We start from the raw sequence: 15,555 nt of genomic DNA, 5'->3' as shown, positions 1-15,555 counted from the left end.
GTATTGGATCTGTATTGTCGAGGGTGCCGACGCGCATGCTTTCTCCACGGTAACCACTGAACGGGGGGATGCGGTGATGGGTGGCATGAGCGATGTGCGCTTGCAACTGTTGGCCAAGGAACTGGAAGCCGGGCAGCAGGCCAAGGTGTTCAACGCGCCAGAGGGTTTGGGGCGTTGGGGGCTGATGCTGCATCGCTGGCATACCCGCAGGGCGTTGCTGCAGCTGACCGATGACGAGTTGCGCGATGTCGGGCTGAGCTGGGAGCAGGCCCGGATCGAAGGGCGGAAACCCTTCTGGAAGGACTGACACGGTGGTCGCTGGAGGGCCTGTTGTGCCCCAGACTTGAAACTTGCACCGACCCTGTGGGAGCGGGCACGCCCGCGAAGCAGGCGTCGCGGAGGATGGCACGGGCTTCGCCCGTGTTCGCGGGCACGCCCGCTCCCACAGGGGCTAGTCAGCTCTTAGATTTTAAGCAAGACAGTTGCTGCCACAAGGATGGGGACTTTCAGGCCAGCTCTTTCAGGCGATGCCACAGCATCCCCAGCGCCAGCAGTGGCGAGCGCAGGTGCTTGCCGCCAGGGAAGGTGATGTGCGGCACCTTGTTGAAAAGGTCGAAGCGCCCGCTTTCCTGGCCGCTGATGGCTTCACCCAGCAGGCGTGCGGCCAGGTGGGTGGCGTTGAGCCCATGGCCCGAGTAGGCCTGGGCGTAATACACGTTCGGCTGGCTGGCCAGGCGGCCAACCTGTGGCAGGCGATTGGCACCAATGCCGATCATGCCACCCCACTGGTAGTCGATGCGCACGTCGGCAAGCTGCGGGAACACCTTGAGCATCTTTGGCCGCATGTAGGCGGCGATGTCCTTCGGGTCGCGGCCTGAATAGTGGCAGGCACCGCCAAACAGCAGGCGGTGGTCGGCGGACAGACGGTAGTAGTCCAGCGCTACGCGCTGGTCACACACCGCCATGTTCTGCGGCAGCAATGCGCGTGCGCGTTCTTCGCCCAGCGGCTCGGTGGCGATGATGTAGCTGCCGGCCGGCAGCACCTTGCCGCCCAGCTCGCGGTTGAGGTCGTTGTGGTAGGCGTTGCAGCACAGTACCAGGGTCTTGGCGCGTACCCGGCCTTGGGCAGTATGCACCTGCACTTCAGTGCCGTAGTCGATGCGGGTGACTTCGGATTGCTCGAACAACTTCACGCCCAGGCGGGCGGCTGTGGCGGCTTCACCCAAAGCCAGATTGAGCGGATGCAGATGCCCGGAGCCCATGTCGACCAGCCCGCCCACATAGCAGTCGGCACCCACCACGCTGTGGATATCGTCCTTGCCGACCAGCCGCAGCTCATGTGCATAGCCCAGACTGCGCAGGTCCTCGGCGTCTTGGGCAAAGCCCAGCAGCTCGGCGGGTTTGTTGGCCAGGTCGCAGTAGCCCCAGGCCAGGTCGCAGGCGATGGCATGCTTTTCAACCCGCTCGCGCACGATCTGTACGGCCTCCAGGCCCATCAGTTTCATGGTGCGCACGCCTTCTTCGCCGATGACCGGGAGGAACTGCTCCAGACCATGGCCGACCCCTCGGATCAGTTGCCCGCCATTGCGCCCACTGGCGCCCCAGCCAAGTTTGCGCGCTTCCAGCAGGATGACCGAGAAACCACGCTCGGCCAGCTCGATGGCTGTGTTCAGGCCGGAGTAGCCGCCGCCGATGATGCACACGTCAGCGTTGTGTTCGCCTTGCAGGAAGGCGTGGTCGGGGTGTGGCGCGCTGCTGGCGGCGTAATAGGAGGCGGCGTGCTGCGCGCTGTGGATCATTGGGTAGGTCCTGAGTTGTTATCGGCCAAAAATGGAGCATAAGCTCGGGATCAAGAAGGGGGCAACCAAACGGCCCATTCAGGGGCGTCTGGCTCTCTCAACCGGCAAGGCAAAGGCCTGCGTTGGTTCAGGCGCATCCATAGTGCCGGCACCACGAATGTCGTATAGCTGATGAGCGGTACGGATTGCGGCAAGTATTCCGCTGTCGGTTTGTGTGGGCAGATTGTTGCGACTCATGCGTATCAGCGTGTTTGACGCACTAAGGCGGATAGTCGGTGAAAGCGCTGGGTCATTGGCTTGCGACTTCGCCTGAGTAATCTCGGCGAGTGAGTTGACCATTATCAGTTTGCCTTCACGCAGTTCCAGAACCGACTCCCTTGGCTGCGGTGTACTGCTGTATGGCCGTGATCGATTGTTGCTGTTGATGGGCGGCGCATCTTGATCGTACAGGGGGGGAGCTTCCCCCCAGCCAAAGTAGGAAGGAGGAGCTTGTTCATTGTTTGCGGCCCCAAGCGGTTGGGCTGGCACGCCGGGAGGGGTTGGTGAGTAGGGAGGCGGAGTAGCCGGGGCCCGGTGATGGCGGCGCAGGACTTTTGAACTGATCCAGTTCCCGAACTCTCCAGCGCACCCCGACGGGTCGGTGTAGTTGATGGGGTCGTTCAAACAATAGGCATAAGCATTGGTCCCACCTTTGAAGAACGGGCTCTGTGAGTCACCGCTAAGGAAGCGCATCAACACAGGGCTATAGCTGCGGCGACCGGCGCCGAGCGGATAGCATCCACTGGCAAGATCCAAACGTTCCCCCGTGAAGCCAATGTTTGTTGAGCAGTTAGCGAAAATATGGCCAAAAGGAGTAAAGGTGAATGGTCGACCCGCACCATCCGAGCTTCCCATCAAAGGTGTTTTCCGATGATCAATAGCTTGCAGATTGGTGACTGTGGGCTTAATTTCGGCGAGGGAGAAATCTGATGCCCGGAAGATGCGTTGTGTTTCCCGAGTGCTTTTCAGCACGATAAGCTTCAGTCCGCTGTAAAAGAACAGAATGTGGTTCTTCATCAGCTGGGGCTCGCTTAGCTGAAGGGGGATGTCTCGTCAGTTTGTAGAATGAGTAGGCTTTCCCACAACTGCCAAAATTATCAGGTCCACTGCTTCCATCCAGCACAAGCGTTACGCAAATATTACAGCCATGTCCTGCAACCGCCACAAGATCCACTTCCTGCGCGAACTCATCCCCTCTTTCGAGTGCGAGCCCGGCTGCCACGACTGCTGCGGCCCGGTCACCACCTCGGCGGAAGAAATGGCCCGGCTGCCGCGCAAGTCCCAGGCCGAGCAGGACGCTGCTCTGGAGCGTCTGGACTGCGTGCACCTGGGCCCCAACGGCTGCACGGTGTATGAAGAGCGGCCGATGGTCTGCCGGCTGTTCGGTACCACCCCGCGCATGGCCTGCCCGCGTGGTCGTGGCCCTGAACCGATGATCGACCCCGCCGCTGAACAGTTGGTCCACCAGTTCATTGCCACCACCCGCCAGGTGCTGGTCTAGCCTCAGTCCGGGATCGGCAGACAGAGGCTCTCCTTCACCTCTTCCATCACGATGTAGCTCTTCGACTCGCGCACGTGCGGCAGTTTCAGCAGGATGTCCCCGAGCAGCTTGCGATACGAGGCCATTTCCGAAATACGCGCTTTCACCAGGTAGTCGAAGTCGCCCGATACCAGGTGGCATTCCAGCACGTGGGGCAACTTCAAAACCGCGCGGCGGAACTCCTCGAAGGTATCGCCTGATTTGTAGTCCAGGCTGATTTCCACGAACACCAGCAGGCTGCCCTTGAGGTGCTGCGGGTTCAGGCGGGCGTTGTAGCCCATGATGATGCCCTCGCGCTCCAGGCGGCGAACCCGCTCGGTACAAGGGGTGGTGGACAGCCCAACTTTCTCGCCCAGTTCGGTGAAGGAAATACGCCCGTCATTCTGCAGGATACGCAGGATGTTGCGGTCGATCTTGTCCAGTTCACGCTTGGTCTGGTGCTGGGTTCTCATAGGGGATGCCCCTCCGTGAAAGGCGATTTTGCCGAGAATTCTCGCCAATAATAGGCTTTTATATAGTGAATTGCACTGGTCTCAAATTCCTATACTGCGCCCATTCATGCCATTTCAATAAAAGTGTGCGGCGCGCCGCGTGTGAGGGATAAAACGATGCGAGTTCTGGTACTTGGTAGCGGTGTAATCGGAACCGCCAGTGCCTACTACCTGGCCCGGCAAGGTTTCGAAGTCACGGTGGTCGACCGCCAGCCGGCGGTGGCCATGGAAACCAGCTTTGCCAACGCCGGCCAGATCTCGCCCGGCTATGCCTCACCCTGGGCTGCCCCTGGTGTACCGCTCAAAGCCATCAAATGGCTGCTGGAGCGTCACGCCCCCTTGGCCATCAAGCTCACGGGCGACGTCGACCAGTACCTGTGGATGGCACAGATGCTGCGCAACTGCACCGCCAGCCGTTACGCGGTGAACAAGGAGCGTATGGTGCGCCTGTCCGAGTACAGCCGTGACTGCCTCGACGAGCTGCGCGCCGAAACCGGCATCAACTACGAAAACCGCAGCCTGGGCACCACCCAGCTGTTCCGCACCCAGGCCCAGGTCGATGCTGCGGCCAAGGACATTGCCGTACTCGAACAGTCCGGTGTGCCCTACGAGTTGCTCGACCGCGACGGCATTGCCCGCGTCGAACCCGCCCTGGCCGGCGTGAAAGATATCCTGGCCGGCGCCCTGCGCCTGCCGAACGACCAGACTGGCGACTGCCAGCTGTTTACCACCAAGCTCGCCGACATGGCGTTGAAGCTGGGCGTGGAGTTCCGCTTCGGCCAGGACATCCAGCGCCTGGACTTCGCCGGTGACCGCATCAATGGCGTGTGGATCGACGGCAAGCTGGAGACGGCAGACCGCTACGTGCTGGCGCTGGGCAGCTACTCGCCACAGATGCTCAAGCCGTTGGGCATCAAGGCTCCGGTGTACCCGCTGAAAGGTTATTCGCTGACCGTGCCGATCACCAACGCCGACATGGCTCCGACCTCGACCATTCTCGACGAGACCTACAAGGTTGCCATCACCCGTTTCGATAACCGCATCCGCGTTGGCGGGATGGCTGAAATCGCCGGCTTTGACCTGTCGCTGAACCCGCGCCGGCGCGAAACACTGGAGATGATCGTCAACGACCTTTATCCTCGCGGCGGTGACTTGAGCCAGGCCAGCTTCTGGACCGGCCTTCGCCCGGCGACCCCGGACGGCACGCCGATCGTGGGTGCCACGGGGTTCCGCAACCTGTTCCTGAACACCGGTCACGGTACCTTGGGCTGGACCATGGCGTGCGGTTCCGGTCGCTTGCTGGCCGACCTGATTGCGCGCAAGAAGCCGCAGATCAGTGCCGAAGGCCTGGATATTTCCCGGTATGGCAACAGCCGGGAAGTGGCCAAGCACGGGCAAAGCGCGCCGGCTCACCAGCAGTAATAGCCTGTGCCGGCCCATTCGCGGGCTTGCCCGCTCCCGCAGGAGCACCACCGCTTTTGAAAGCTGTGCACGACCTGTGGGAGCGGACAAGCCGCGAAGAATCCACCACTGATTTCAACCCGAACCACCATAAGGCAGCCGCCATGCGTCCCGCCCGCGCCCTGATCGACCTCCAGGCCCTGCGCCACAACTACCGTCTGGCCCGTGAACTGACCGGTGCCAAAGCCCTCGCCGTGATCAAGGCCGACGCCTATGGCCACGGCGCCGTGCGCTGCGCCCTGGCCTTGGAGGCCGAGGCCGACGGCTTTGCGGTGGCCTGCATCGAGGAGGCACTGGACCTGCGCGCCGCCGGTATCAATGCCCCGGTGCTGCTGCTGGAAGGTTTTTTCGAAGCCAGCGAACTGGCACTGATCGCCGAGCACGACCTGTGGTGCGTGGTGCACTCGCTGTGGCAGCTGGAAGCCATCGAGAAAACCCCGCTGCACAAACCGCTCACCGTATGGCTGAAGCTGGACAGTGGCATGCACCGCGTTGGCCTGCACCCCAAGGACTACCACGATGCCTACCAGCGACTGCTGGCCAGTGGCAAGGTTTCGCGCATCGTGTTGATGAGCCACTTCGCTCGCGCCGACGAACTGGACGCTGACGCTACCGCCCAGCAAATTGCCGTGTTCGAAGCTGCCCGACAGGGCCTGGCCGCCGAATGCAGCCTGCGTAACTCACCCGGCGTGCTGGGCTGGCCGCAAGCGCCCAGCGACTGGGTACGCCCAGGCCTGATGCTGTACGGCGCCACGCCGTTCGAAGTGGCGCAGGCCGAGGCCGCACGCCTGCAACCGGTGATGACCCTGCAATCGCGGGTGATCAGCGTACGCGAGCTGCCTGCCGGCGAGCCGGTGGGCTATGGTGCCAAGTTCGTCAGCCCTCGGCCGACCCGCGTGGGTGTGGTCGCCATGGGCTATGCCGATGGCTACCCGCGCCAGGCGCCCAACGGCACCCCGGTGCTGGTCGCTGGCAAGCGCACCCAGCTGATCGGCCGGGTGTCGATGGACATGCTCAGCATCGACCTCACCGACGTACCGCAAGCCAGTGTCGGCAGCCCGGTCGAATTCTGGGGCAAGCAGGTGCTGGCCAGTGAAGTGGCCGCGCAGGCGGGCACCATTCCGTACCAGATCTTCTGCAACCTGAAGCGAGTACCACGGGACTACGTCGGCGAATGAGACGCTGAAGCGGACAGGTTGGGGGCGGTGTGTTGTAAATACTGAACGGCATTGCCATGATATCGTTCACATCCACCCCCCTTTAACCGTTTCAGGAGGCTCCAGCTTTGGACGTCGGCGAACGACTGCAAGCCATCCGCAAGCTCAAGGGCCTGTCGCAGCGCGAACTCGCCAAGCGTGCTGGCGTGACCAACAGCACCATCTCGATGATCGAGAAGAACAGCGTAAGCCCCTCTATCAGCTCGCTGCGCAAAGTGCTGAGCGGCATTCCCATGTCCATGGTCGAATTCTTTTCGGTCGAGCTGGAGCCCCAAAGCCCCACTCAGATCGTCTACAAGGCCCACGAGCTGATCGATATCTCGGACGGTGCGGTGACCATGAAGCTGGTGGGCAAGTCTCACCCCAACCGTGCCATCGCTTTTCTGACCGAGGTGTACCCGCCAGGTGCGGATACCGGTGCCGAGATGCTCACCCACGACGGCGAGGAGACCGGTATCCTGCTTGAAGGCCGCCTGGAACTGGTGGTCGGCAACGAGATTTTCGTTCTCGAAGAAGGCGACAGCTACTACTTCGAAAGCACCCGCCCGCACCGCTTCCGCAACCCATTCGACCAGCCGGCGCGGCTGATCAGTGCGGCGACGCCTTCAAACTTTTGATCCAGCGCAGTGCATTGATTCGGCAATACCCCTTTCCTGTGTGGGGTCGTTTCACGGCCTCTGGGTTCCCGCTATACTTTTCAACGCTCGCCGATCCGTGGCCGCGAGCGTGATTAGCCACCATGAGGGTGTTCGCGTGAATCAAATCAAGAAGATGCTGGCCGTACCAGCAGCCGTATTCGCCCTCTGGGCAATGAGCGCAACCGCTGCGACCAATGACGACATTGCCAAGCGCCTGGAGCCGGTTGGCCAGGTGTGCGTCCAGGGCCAGGAGTGCAAAGGCATGGAAGTGGCCGCTGCAGCGGGTGGCGGGGGAGCCAAAACGCCGGATGAAATCATCGCCAAGCACTGCAACGCCTGCCATGGCAGCGGCTTGCTCGGCGCGCCTAAAATTGGTGACACCGCCGCGTGGAAAGAACGCGCCGACCACCAGGGCGGCCTGGATGGCATCCTGGCCAAGGCCATTACTGGTATCAACGCCATGCCGCCAAAGGGCACCTGTGCAGACTGCTCGGATGAAGACCTGAAAGGGGCGATCAAGAAAATGTCCGGGCTGTGATTTACAGCTGAATTGCATGAGGCCCGCCGTTGATGGCGGGCTTTGTTTTTGTGATGCCAGCGCTGGCCCTTTCGCGGGCTTGCCCGCTCCCACAGGCACAGCACAGCATTCAAGGCAGTGAGGCCCCTGTAGGGCTTTAGCCGCAAAAGGGCAGGCGCAGGCTGTCAAATCGTCAGCGTCAAAACCATGGATATCCCAGGAGGCCCCAATGGGTCTGAGTCTGATCCATGAAAACTAGCATTTTTACCAGTTCTATTTTTCGGAGGGGTGGAGAACACTCAAGTTTCTGATTGCGGTGGTGGTTAACAATGGACCCGGAAATCGTGAGCAATAACTGTACTGAGCAGGATGCAGCCGCTCGAGCACTGCCGCAAAGGCTCATCTCCGGCAGCGCTATTCGGCCTCTGCCCTATTCGCCTTATGGCTATCTCTCGACGTCCCACAGCATGCTCGGTTTTAATGGTGGCCGACAGGACCCTGTTACTGGCTGTTATCTACTGGGTAACGGTCGTCGAGCATTCAACCCATCATTGATGCGCTTCATTAGCCCCGACAGCATGAGCCCGTTCGCAGCGGGTGGTCTGAACTCATATGCCTACTGTCTAGGGGATCCGGTAAACCGGGAAGATCCGAGTGGTTATTTCTCTTTATTCAAACCTATCTCGCGATTGTTCAGGTATTTTTTTCCAAAGAAAAAGCCTACGACGTCTGGTACGTTGCAACGGGCGATTGTTGTTGAAACCGAAGTAATTACCAAGACCTACAGTGATATACCTTCCGATACAAAGATCAAAGTGGTCAAATCGCTGAAAAGTGTGCCGGATGGCTATGTATTGAGGATGGTGCATGGCACTCAGAAAAAGCATGTTCAATCATTGTTGAGCGGGCTCGATCCTGGCTATGCAAAGAATGGATCCTACGGCGCGCACGTTTATGGCACAACGAATATTGATGCGGCCAGCAACTACACAGGCCAGGACGGATCTATAGTAGGGTTTTACGTCCATGAGTCTGAATCCTGGGTCCGCGGTAAGGACTATTGGTATGTTCATAAAAATGCGATAGCGATCGATAAGAGCGCGTATCACAAGGTTCATGTGAGCGAAGAAGTGGTATTTCCATTTTTAATTAGTAAGACGCTTAAAGTAAGGTGGGGTTGACCAGCGTTTGCCCTAGGCAACCAACCCGCTTGAGCTCATGTCCAACCCCTGAACCCACGGATGTTTCAGGAGGCTCTGATGCACCTCTGCGCCATCGACCAGGCTGTCGAGGAGGTTTTGTCCCGGCTGCCAACCCATATCCACATGGGCCTGCCTTTGGGCCTGGGCAAACCCAATGCCTTCGTCAACGCGCTTTACGCCCGCGTACGCGAGCTGCCCGAACGGCGCCTGACCATCTATACCGCACTTTCCCTCGGCCGCCCGCCACTGGGCGATGGCCTGCAGCGGCGCTTTCTCGAACCCTTCGTCGAGCGAGTCTTCGCTGACTATGAAGAGCTCAGTTACCTCGCAGACCTGCGCAACGACACGTTGCCACCCAATATTCGGGTCGAACAGTTCTTCATGCAACCCGGCAGCCTGCTGCACAGCGAATCGGCCCAGCAGGACTACGTCAGCAGCAACTACAGCCACGCCGCACGTGATATCAACGCCAAGGGCCTGAACCTGGTCGCCCAGTTGGTGGCCGCCACCCCCGAAAAGCCCGTGCACCTGAGCCTGGCCTGCAACCCAGACATCACTCTCGACCTGCTGCCGATGATCGCCAAGCGCCGCGCTGCAGGCGAAACCATCCTCATGCTGGGCCAGGTGCATGCCGAACTGCCCTACATGCCAGGCGATGCCGAGCTGCCCATCGATGCCTTCGACCTGCTGCTCGATGAAGTCGAGCAACGTCGGCTGTTTTCCACACCAAACATGCCGGTTGGCATTCAGGACCACTGCATCGGCCTGCACGCCAGCAGCCTGGTGCGTGACGGCGGCACCCTGCAGATCGGCATTGGTGCCATGGGCGATGCGGTTGCCGCGGCATTGCTGGCACGTCAGGGCGACAACGCCGGTTACCGTGCAGTGCTCAAGGCGCTGGATGTCGGACCGTGGCAGGCGTTGATCGAGCGAGAAGGGGGCCTGGACACCCTTAGCCACGGCTTGTACGGCTGCAGCGAGATGTTCGTCAACGGCCTGCTGGTGCTGGCCGAAGCAGGGTTGCTACGACGCCCGGCGGACGAGCAGGGCGCAATACTGCATGGCGGCTTTTTCCTCGGCCCGCAAGCGTTCTACCAGCGCTTGCGCGAGATGCCGCTGGAGCAGCGCGCGCAGTTTGTCATGACCCGTATCAGCTTCATCAACGAGCTCTATGGGCAGGAGGCACTCAAGCGCCGACAACGTCGTGATGCGCGCTTCATCAACACCGCGTTTGGCATGACCCTGCTCGGCGCCGGGGTGGCCGACCAGCTGGAAGACGGCCGCGTGCTCAGTGGCGTGGGCGGGCAGTACAACTTCGTTGCCCAGGGCCATGCGCTGGAGGGCGGGCGTTCGATCCTGCTCTTGCGCAGCTGGCGCGAGGCAGGCGGGGAGGTGACCTCGAACCTGTTCTGGACCTATGGCCACTGCACCATCCCCCGGCACCTGCGCGATATCGTGGTGACCGAGTACGGTATTGCGGACTTGCGTGGGCAGACTGACAGCGAAGTGATTGCGCGGTTGTTGGCGGTGAGCGATTCGCGGTTTCAGCCGGGCCTGATCAAGCAGGCCAAAGACGCTGGCAAGCTTGCCGACGACTTTCAGCTGGAGGCGCGCTTTACCGACAATACCCCGCAACGCCTGGAGGCCATCAGGGCACAGCATGTGCGGCTGTTCCCGGAGTATCCGATGGGCACGGACTTTACGGCCGAGGAGCAGGATCTGTTGCGGGCGCTGAACTGGTTGAAGAGCAAGTTCAAGTTGAGCGAGGTGCTGGAGCTGGGCAAGGCAGCGTTGGATGCACCGGGGCCGGAGGGGTATGAGCGGCATCTGGCGCGGATGCGGCTGGAGGTTCCGCAAGGGTTGAAAGAGGAGCTTTATCAGCGGCTACTGCTGGCAGGGTTACAGGCTACAGGTTAATCGCTTGCGCACACTGGCCCCGTGTAGGAGCGGGTTTACCCGCGAATGCGATGGCAGATTCAATATCGCATTCGCGGGTAAACCCGCTCCTACACCGGGACGGTGAGGCCTTATTCGATGAAGCTGACCACACCACCTTCCAGCGACTTCACCCGGGCCAGCGATTCAACGCGGTAACCCTGGCTGTCCAGTTCGGCACGGCCGCCCTGGAACGACTTCTCGATCACGATACCCAGGCCCGCCACGGTGGCACCTGCCTGCTTGATGATCGAGATCAACGCCTGCGAGGCTTTGCCGTTGGCCAGGAAGTCATCGATCACCAGCACGCGGTCGCTGCTGTTGAGGTGACGCGGCGAAATGGCCACGGTGTTCTCGGTCTGCTTGGTGAAGGAATACACCGAGGCGGTCAGCAGGTTTTCGGTCAGGGTCAGCGACTGGTGCTTGCGAGCGAAGATGACCGGCACACCCAGTTTCAGACCGGTCATTACCGCTGGGGCAATGCCCGAGGCTTCGATGGTGACGATCTTGGTCACGCCGGCATCGGCGAACAGGCGGGCAAACTCGTCACCGATCAGCTGCATCAGCGCCGGATCGATCTGGTGGTTGAGAAACGCGTCGACTTTGAGAACCTGATCGGAAAGCACGATGCCTTCTTCGCGAATCTTCTGATGCAGTGCTTCCACTGTGATTTCCTCGATGTAACAAAGGTTGCCGCTGGAGGCGGCAAAGTTAAAGAGTAATGGTTGATCAGCGTTTGAGCATTGCCCGGATATCGGCCAGGGCGTTGTTGCCGCGAGCGGCCTTCACCTCGACCGGCGCATCGTCAAGGCCCTCCCAGGCCAGGTCGTCCGGTGGCAGTTCGTCGAGGAACCGGCTGGGCGTGCAGTCGATGATTTCACCGTACTGCTTGCGCTTGGCGGCGAAGGTGAAGGCCAGGGTCTGGCGCGCGCGGGTGATGCCCACGTAGGCCAGGCGGCGTTCCTCTTCGATGGTGTCGGCCTCGATGCTGGAGCGGTGCGGGAGGATTTCCTCTTCCATGCCCATGATGAACACGTAGGGGAATTCCAGGCCCTTTGAGGCATGCAGGGTCATCATCTGCACACCTTCGGCGTTCTCTTCTTCTTCCTGCTGGCGCTCGAGCATGTCGCGCAGCACCAGCTTGCCGATGGCATCCTCGATGGTCATGTCACCCTCTTCGTCCTTCTCGAGGGTGTTTTTCAGCGCTTCGACCAGGAACCAGACGTTGCTGATGCGGAACTCGGCAGCTTTGTCGCTGGCGGTCTGCTGGCGGATCCAGTTTTCGTAGTCGATGTCGCGGATCATTTCGTGCAGTGCGGCAATCGGGTCTTCCAGGGCAACCTTGTGGCGCACCCCGTCCAGCCAGTGCTTGAAACGCTGCAAGCGCTCGGTGTAGCGCGCGTCCAGGTGCTCGCCCAGGCCCAGCTCTTCGCTGGCGGCGTACATCGAAATGCCGCGCTCGGTGGCGTAGTTGCCGAGCTTTTCCAGGGTGGTGGAGCCGATCTCGCGGCGCGGCACGTTGATTACCCGCAGGTAGGCGTTGTCATCGTCCGGGTTCACCAGCAGGCGCAGGTAGGCCATCAGGTCCTTGACCTCCTGGCGGCCGAAGAAGCTGTTACCGCCCGACAGGCGATACGGCACCTGGTGGTGCTGCAACTTCAGTTCGATCAGCTTGGCCTGGTAGTTGCCGCGGTAAAGGATGGCAAAGTCGCTGTACGGGCGGTTGGTGCGCAGGTGCAAGGTGAGGATTTCCATGGCCACGCGTTCGGCCTCGGCTTCCTCGTTCTTGCAGCGGATCACGCGGATCTCGTCGCCCACGCCCATTTCGCTCCACAGCTGCTTTTCGAACGCATGCGGATTGTTGGCGATCAACACGTTGGCGCAGCGCAGGATGCGGCTGGTGGAGCGGTAGTTCTGCTCGAGCATGACGATCTTCAGGGAGGGGTAGTCCTCCTTGAGCAGCATCAGGTTCTCGGGGCGTGCACCACGCCAGGCGTAGATCGACTGGTCGTCGTCGCCCACCACGGTGAACTGGTTGCGCATGCCGATCAGCATTTTTACCAGCAGGTACTGGCTGGCGTTGGTGTCCTGGTATTCGTCCACCAGCAGGTAGCGCACGCGGTTCTGCCAGCGCTCCAGCACCTCGGGGTGCTCCTGGAACAGCTTGACCGGCTGCAGGATCAGGTCGTCGAAGTCCACCGCGTTGAACGCCTTGAGCGTGCGCTGGTAGTGGGTATAGACGATGGCGGCGGTCTGCTCGCGCGGGTTGCGCGCCTTTTCCAGGGCTTCAGGCGGCAGGACCAGGTCGTTCTTCCAGGCACCGATCATGTTCTTGATCTCGTCGATGCCGTCGTCGCCGGAGTATTCCTTCTGCATGATGTCCGACAGCAACGCCTTGATGTCGGACTCGTCGAAGATCGAGAAACCCGGTTTGTAGCCCAGGCGCTCGTGTTCCTTGCGGATGATGTTCAGGCCCAGGTTGTGGAACGTACACACGGTCAGGCCACGGCCTTCCCCCGGGCGCAGCAAGGTGGCGACCCGCTCCTTCATCTCGCGCGCGGCCTTGTTGGTGAAGGTCATCGCCACGATGTACTGGGCGCGGATGCCGCAGTTCTGGATGAGGTGGGCAATCTTGCGCGTGATCACGCTGGTCTTGCCCGAACCTGCACCGGCGAGCACCAAAAGAGGGCCGCCGACATAGTCACGGGCTTCCTGCTGCCGGGGATTGAGTCGGGACATGCTAGAAACCGGGGGTCGCCAGAAAATAGCCGCGCATTCTAACAGGCATGGGGCCGTTGTGGCGCGACCGTCTGACGTCTGAGTCAGACTTTTGTCCGCCTAATCATTAGTGTCACTAATGCTAGTAGCTGAAAAAATCATATTTGCCGGTTTGACTCGTTTCGCGCAGGATGCACGACAAAATACGTCGGAATGCTACGCTCGAAAAAACCATGTATAAAAGTGAAAATCATTTTCATTGAATGCAGTAGCATCCAGATCTCGTTGCACCGTCAAGCCCTAAGGAGCCCGCTTGTCCACGCCTGTCGAACCTTTGCGTTTGCTGCTGTTGGCCGATGAGCCGGAATGGGCTGCCTCGTTGCACGCGTGCATGCCCGCACTGGGTGGCAGCGCCGTGCTACTGACTGCGCCAAACTGGGAGGCGGTCGACAGCCTGTTCAGCCATGATCGCCAGGCCGTCGTGCTGGCAACACCAGGCTTGCAGCCCGCCCCCGGGCGTTGCGAGCTGCCGACTATCCTGCTGCTTGAACACGAGCCTGAGGCGGCGCCCAGCGCTGTCAGTGACTGGCTGGTGCGCGACCAGCTCAACGCCGATACCTTGCGCCGCTCACTGCGCCATGTGCGAGAGCGAGGGGTGCTGGTCGCCACCTTGCAGCGCCTTGCCGAGCAGGACCCGCTGACCGGCATCGCCAACCGCCAGGGCTTCCAGGCTTTGCTCAATGCACGCCTGGCCGAAAACGAAGGCCGTGGTGTCGCGCTTGGCCACCTTGACCTGGACAACTTCCGCCACGTCAACGACGCCCTGGGCCACCAGAGCGGTGACCGGTTGATCCTGCAGGTGGTGGCACGGCTGAAGCATCAGCTGGAGGCGGGCGACCAGCTGGCACGTCTGGGTAGCGATGAGTTCGCCCTGCTGATCGACACCCGTCGTGATGTCAACCGCGCCGAATGGATTGCCGAACGCATCGTCGAGGCCTTGGCAGAGCCCTACTGGATCGACGGCGAAAGCCTGCTGCTGGGCTGCAGCCTGGGCCTTGCACATGCTCGCGCGCAGAGCGGCGCCGATCCGCTGATGTGGCACGCGCACATCGCCATGCGTCAGGCCAAGGGCAGCCAGGGCTGCACCTTCCATGTGTTCAACGAACGCATCAACCGCAACGCCCGCAGCCTTGCCGACCTGGAAAGCGAGTTGCGCCGCGCCCTGCGCCGCGACGAACTGGAGCTGCACTATCAGCCCCGCCTGAACCTGGCTGACGGGCGCATTGTTGGCCTGGAGGCGCTGGTGCGCTGGCGCCATGCCGAGCGCGGGCTGCTGCCACCCAGTGAGTTCGTGCCACTGGCCGAGCAGAGCGGCCTGATCGTGCCCTTGGGTTATTGGGTTATTTCCCGTGCCCTGCGTGACATGCAGGCATTGTGCGAGCGCGGCCTGGAACCGCTGCACATGGCGGTCAACCTGAGTTTTCGCCAATTCCAGGACAGCCAGCTACTCGCCACGTTGAGTCGCCTGATCCTCGAGCACGGTGTGGATGCCCGCTGGCTTGAGTTCGAGCTGACCGAGACGGCGGTGATGCGCCGCAACGAGGTGGTGCGCCAGACCATGGACGCGCTGGGTCGCCTGGGCGTGCGCTTCTCGCTCGATGATTTCGGCACCGGGTTTTCTTCGTTCGTGCACCTCAACAGCCTGCCGATCACCTTGCTCAAGGTGGACCGCAGCTTTGTTGCGGGAATGGAAATGCGCGAAGAGAACCGCAAGCTGGTACACGCCATGATCAACCTGGCGCACAACCTCAACCTCGAGGTGGTGGCCGAGGGTGTGGAGAGTGAAGAGCAACTGGCGTTGCTGCGCGGGTTTGGCTGCGACCAGGTGCAAGGCTTCCTGGTCAGCAAACCGCTACCGATAGGGGAATTGATGGCGTATTTGCTGCAGGCGCCCGGACGCCAGTTGGAGGCTGTCCTTTAGGGCCTCTTCGCGGGCAC

Annotated in this window: 14 protein-coding genes; 9 read left to right on the top strand and 5 right to left on the bottom strand. The window is 61.1% G+C overall.

From position 1 onward, the window contains the following. Positions 1-76: 76 nt before the first annotated feature. Positions 77-307, top strand: coding sequence for a DUF1127 domain-containing protein (locus ACF8Q6_RS20980; protein WP_003253515.1), 231 nt, complete (start codon positions 77-79; stop codon positions 305-307). Between the two features lie 199 nt (positions 308-506). Here the strand turns inward: ACF8Q6_RS20980 and ACF8Q6_RS20975 are convergent, their stop codons facing one another. Both ACF8Q6_RS20975 and ACF8Q6_RS20970 read right to left on the bottom strand, forming a co-directional pair. Then, on the bottom strand, positions 507-1,799 hold the full coding sequence (locus ACF8Q6_RS20975) for an NAD(P)/FAD-dependent oxidoreductase (RefSeq protein ID WP_392491958.1): 1,293 nt from the start codon (positions 1,797-1,799) through the stop codon (positions 507-509). A gap of 78 nt (positions 1,800-1,877) precedes the next feature. Further along, entirely contained in the window at positions 1,878-2,855 is a 978-nt protein-coding gene (locus ACF8Q6_RS20970) for an RHS repeat-associated core domain-containing protein (protein WP_392491957.1), read from the bottom strand. Between the two features lie 130 nt (positions 2,856-2,985). Here ACF8Q6_RS20970 and ACF8Q6_RS20965 point away from each other — a divergent pair, with 130 nt between their 5' ends. Next, a complete protein-coding gene (locus ACF8Q6_RS20965) occupies positions 2,986-3,339 on the top strand; it encodes a YkgJ family cysteine cluster protein (protein WP_392491956.1) in 354 nt (117 codons plus the stop codon). A 2-nt stretch (positions 3,340-3,341) separates the two neighbouring features. Here the strand turns inward: ACF8Q6_RS20965 and ACF8Q6_RS20960 are convergent, their stop codons facing one another. Then, positions 3,342-3,830 carry an Lrp/AsnC ligand binding domain-containing protein gene (locus tag ACF8Q6_RS20960; RefSeq protein ID WP_003253520.1) on the bottom strand — a complete coding sequence of 163 codons (489 nt, stop codon included), beginning with the start codon at positions 3,828-3,830 and terminating at the stop codon, positions 3,342-3,344. 156 nt (positions 3,831-3,986) lie between these two features. Here ACF8Q6_RS20960 and dadA point away from each other — a divergent pair, with 156 nt between their 5' ends. The 6 genes from dadA to ACF8Q6_RS20930 all read left to right on the top strand — a co-directional run bounded on the left by dadA (position 3,987) and on the right by ACF8Q6_RS20930 (position 10,821). Further along, complete coding sequence (gene dadA, locus ACF8Q6_RS20955; RefSeq protein ID WP_012054090.1) at positions 3,987-5,291, top strand: D-amino acid dehydrogenase; 1,305 nt, start codon at positions 3,987-3,989, stop codon at positions 5,289-5,291. A 143-nt stretch (positions 5,292-5,434) separates the two neighbouring features. Continuing rightward, on the top strand, positions 5,435-6,508 hold the full coding sequence (gene alr / locus ACF8Q6_RS20950; RefSeq protein ID WP_392491955.1) for an alanine racemase: 1,074 nt from the start codon (positions 5,435-5,437) through the stop codon (positions 6,506-6,508). 107 nt (positions 6,509-6,615) lie between these two features. Then, complete coding sequence (locus tag ACF8Q6_RS20945) at positions 6,616-7,164, top strand: cupin domain-containing protein (RefSeq protein ID WP_003253526.1); 549 nt, start codon at positions 6,616-6,618, stop codon at positions 7,162-7,164. A gap of 154 nt (positions 7,165-7,318) precedes the next feature. Then, positions 7,319-7,723 (top strand): cytochrome c5 family protein, encoded by a 405-nt coding sequence (locus tag ACF8Q6_RS20940; protein WP_033723760.1) that lies wholly within the window; start codon positions 7,319-7,321, stop codon positions 7,721-7,723. A 308-nt stretch (positions 7,724-8,031) separates the two neighbouring features. Then, the gene (locus ACF8Q6_RS20935; protein ID WP_392491954.1) at positions 8,032-8,883 is read left to right on the top strand and encodes an RHS repeat-associated core domain-containing protein; all 852 of its coding nucleotides are present in this window, start codon (positions 8,032-8,034) and stop codon (positions 8,881-8,883) included. 78 nt (positions 8,884-8,961) lie between these two features. Next, positions 8,962-10,821: an acetyl-CoA hydrolase/transferase C-terminal domain-containing protein gene (locus ACF8Q6_RS20930; protein ID WP_392491953.1), complete on the top strand. Its 1,860-nt coding sequence runs from the start codon at positions 8,962-8,964 to the stop codon at positions 10,819-10,821. Positions 10,822-10,931: 110 nt separating this feature from the next. Here the strand turns inward: ACF8Q6_RS20930 and ACF8Q6_RS20925 are convergent, their stop codons facing one another. Both ACF8Q6_RS20925 and rep read right to left on the bottom strand, forming a co-directional pair. Then, complete coding sequence (locus tag ACF8Q6_RS20925; protein ID WP_003253535.1) at positions 10,932-11,504, bottom strand: xanthine phosphoribosyltransferase; 573 nt, start codon at positions 11,502-11,504, stop codon at positions 10,932-10,934. A gap of 64 nt (positions 11,505-11,568) precedes the next feature. Beyond that, positions 11,569-13,578 (bottom strand): DNA helicase Rep, encoded by a 2,010-nt coding sequence (gene rep, locus ACF8Q6_RS20920; RefSeq protein ID WP_003253537.1) that lies wholly within the window; start codon positions 13,576-13,578, stop codon positions 11,569-11,571. A gap of 292 nt (positions 13,579-13,870) precedes the next feature. Between rep and ACF8Q6_RS20915 the strand changes: the two genes are divergently transcribed. Further along, the gene (locus tag ACF8Q6_RS20915) at positions 13,871-15,538 is read left to right on the top strand and encodes a putative bifunctional diguanylate cyclase/phosphodiesterase (RefSeq protein WP_392499408.1); all 1,668 of its coding nucleotides are present in this window, start codon (positions 13,871-13,873) and stop codon (positions 15,536-15,538) included. Positions 15,539-15,555 lie beyond the last annotated feature (17 nt).

Source organism: Pseudomonas sp. GLN_2 (assembly GCF_043106005.1).
GTDB classification, from domain to species: Bacteria; Pseudomonadota; Gammaproteobacteria; order Pseudomonadales; family Pseudomonadaceae; genus Aquipseudomonas; species Aquipseudomonas alloputida.
Note: the sequence above shows the minus strand (reverse complement) of the source record. Positions and strands in the feature narration are given on the sequence as shown.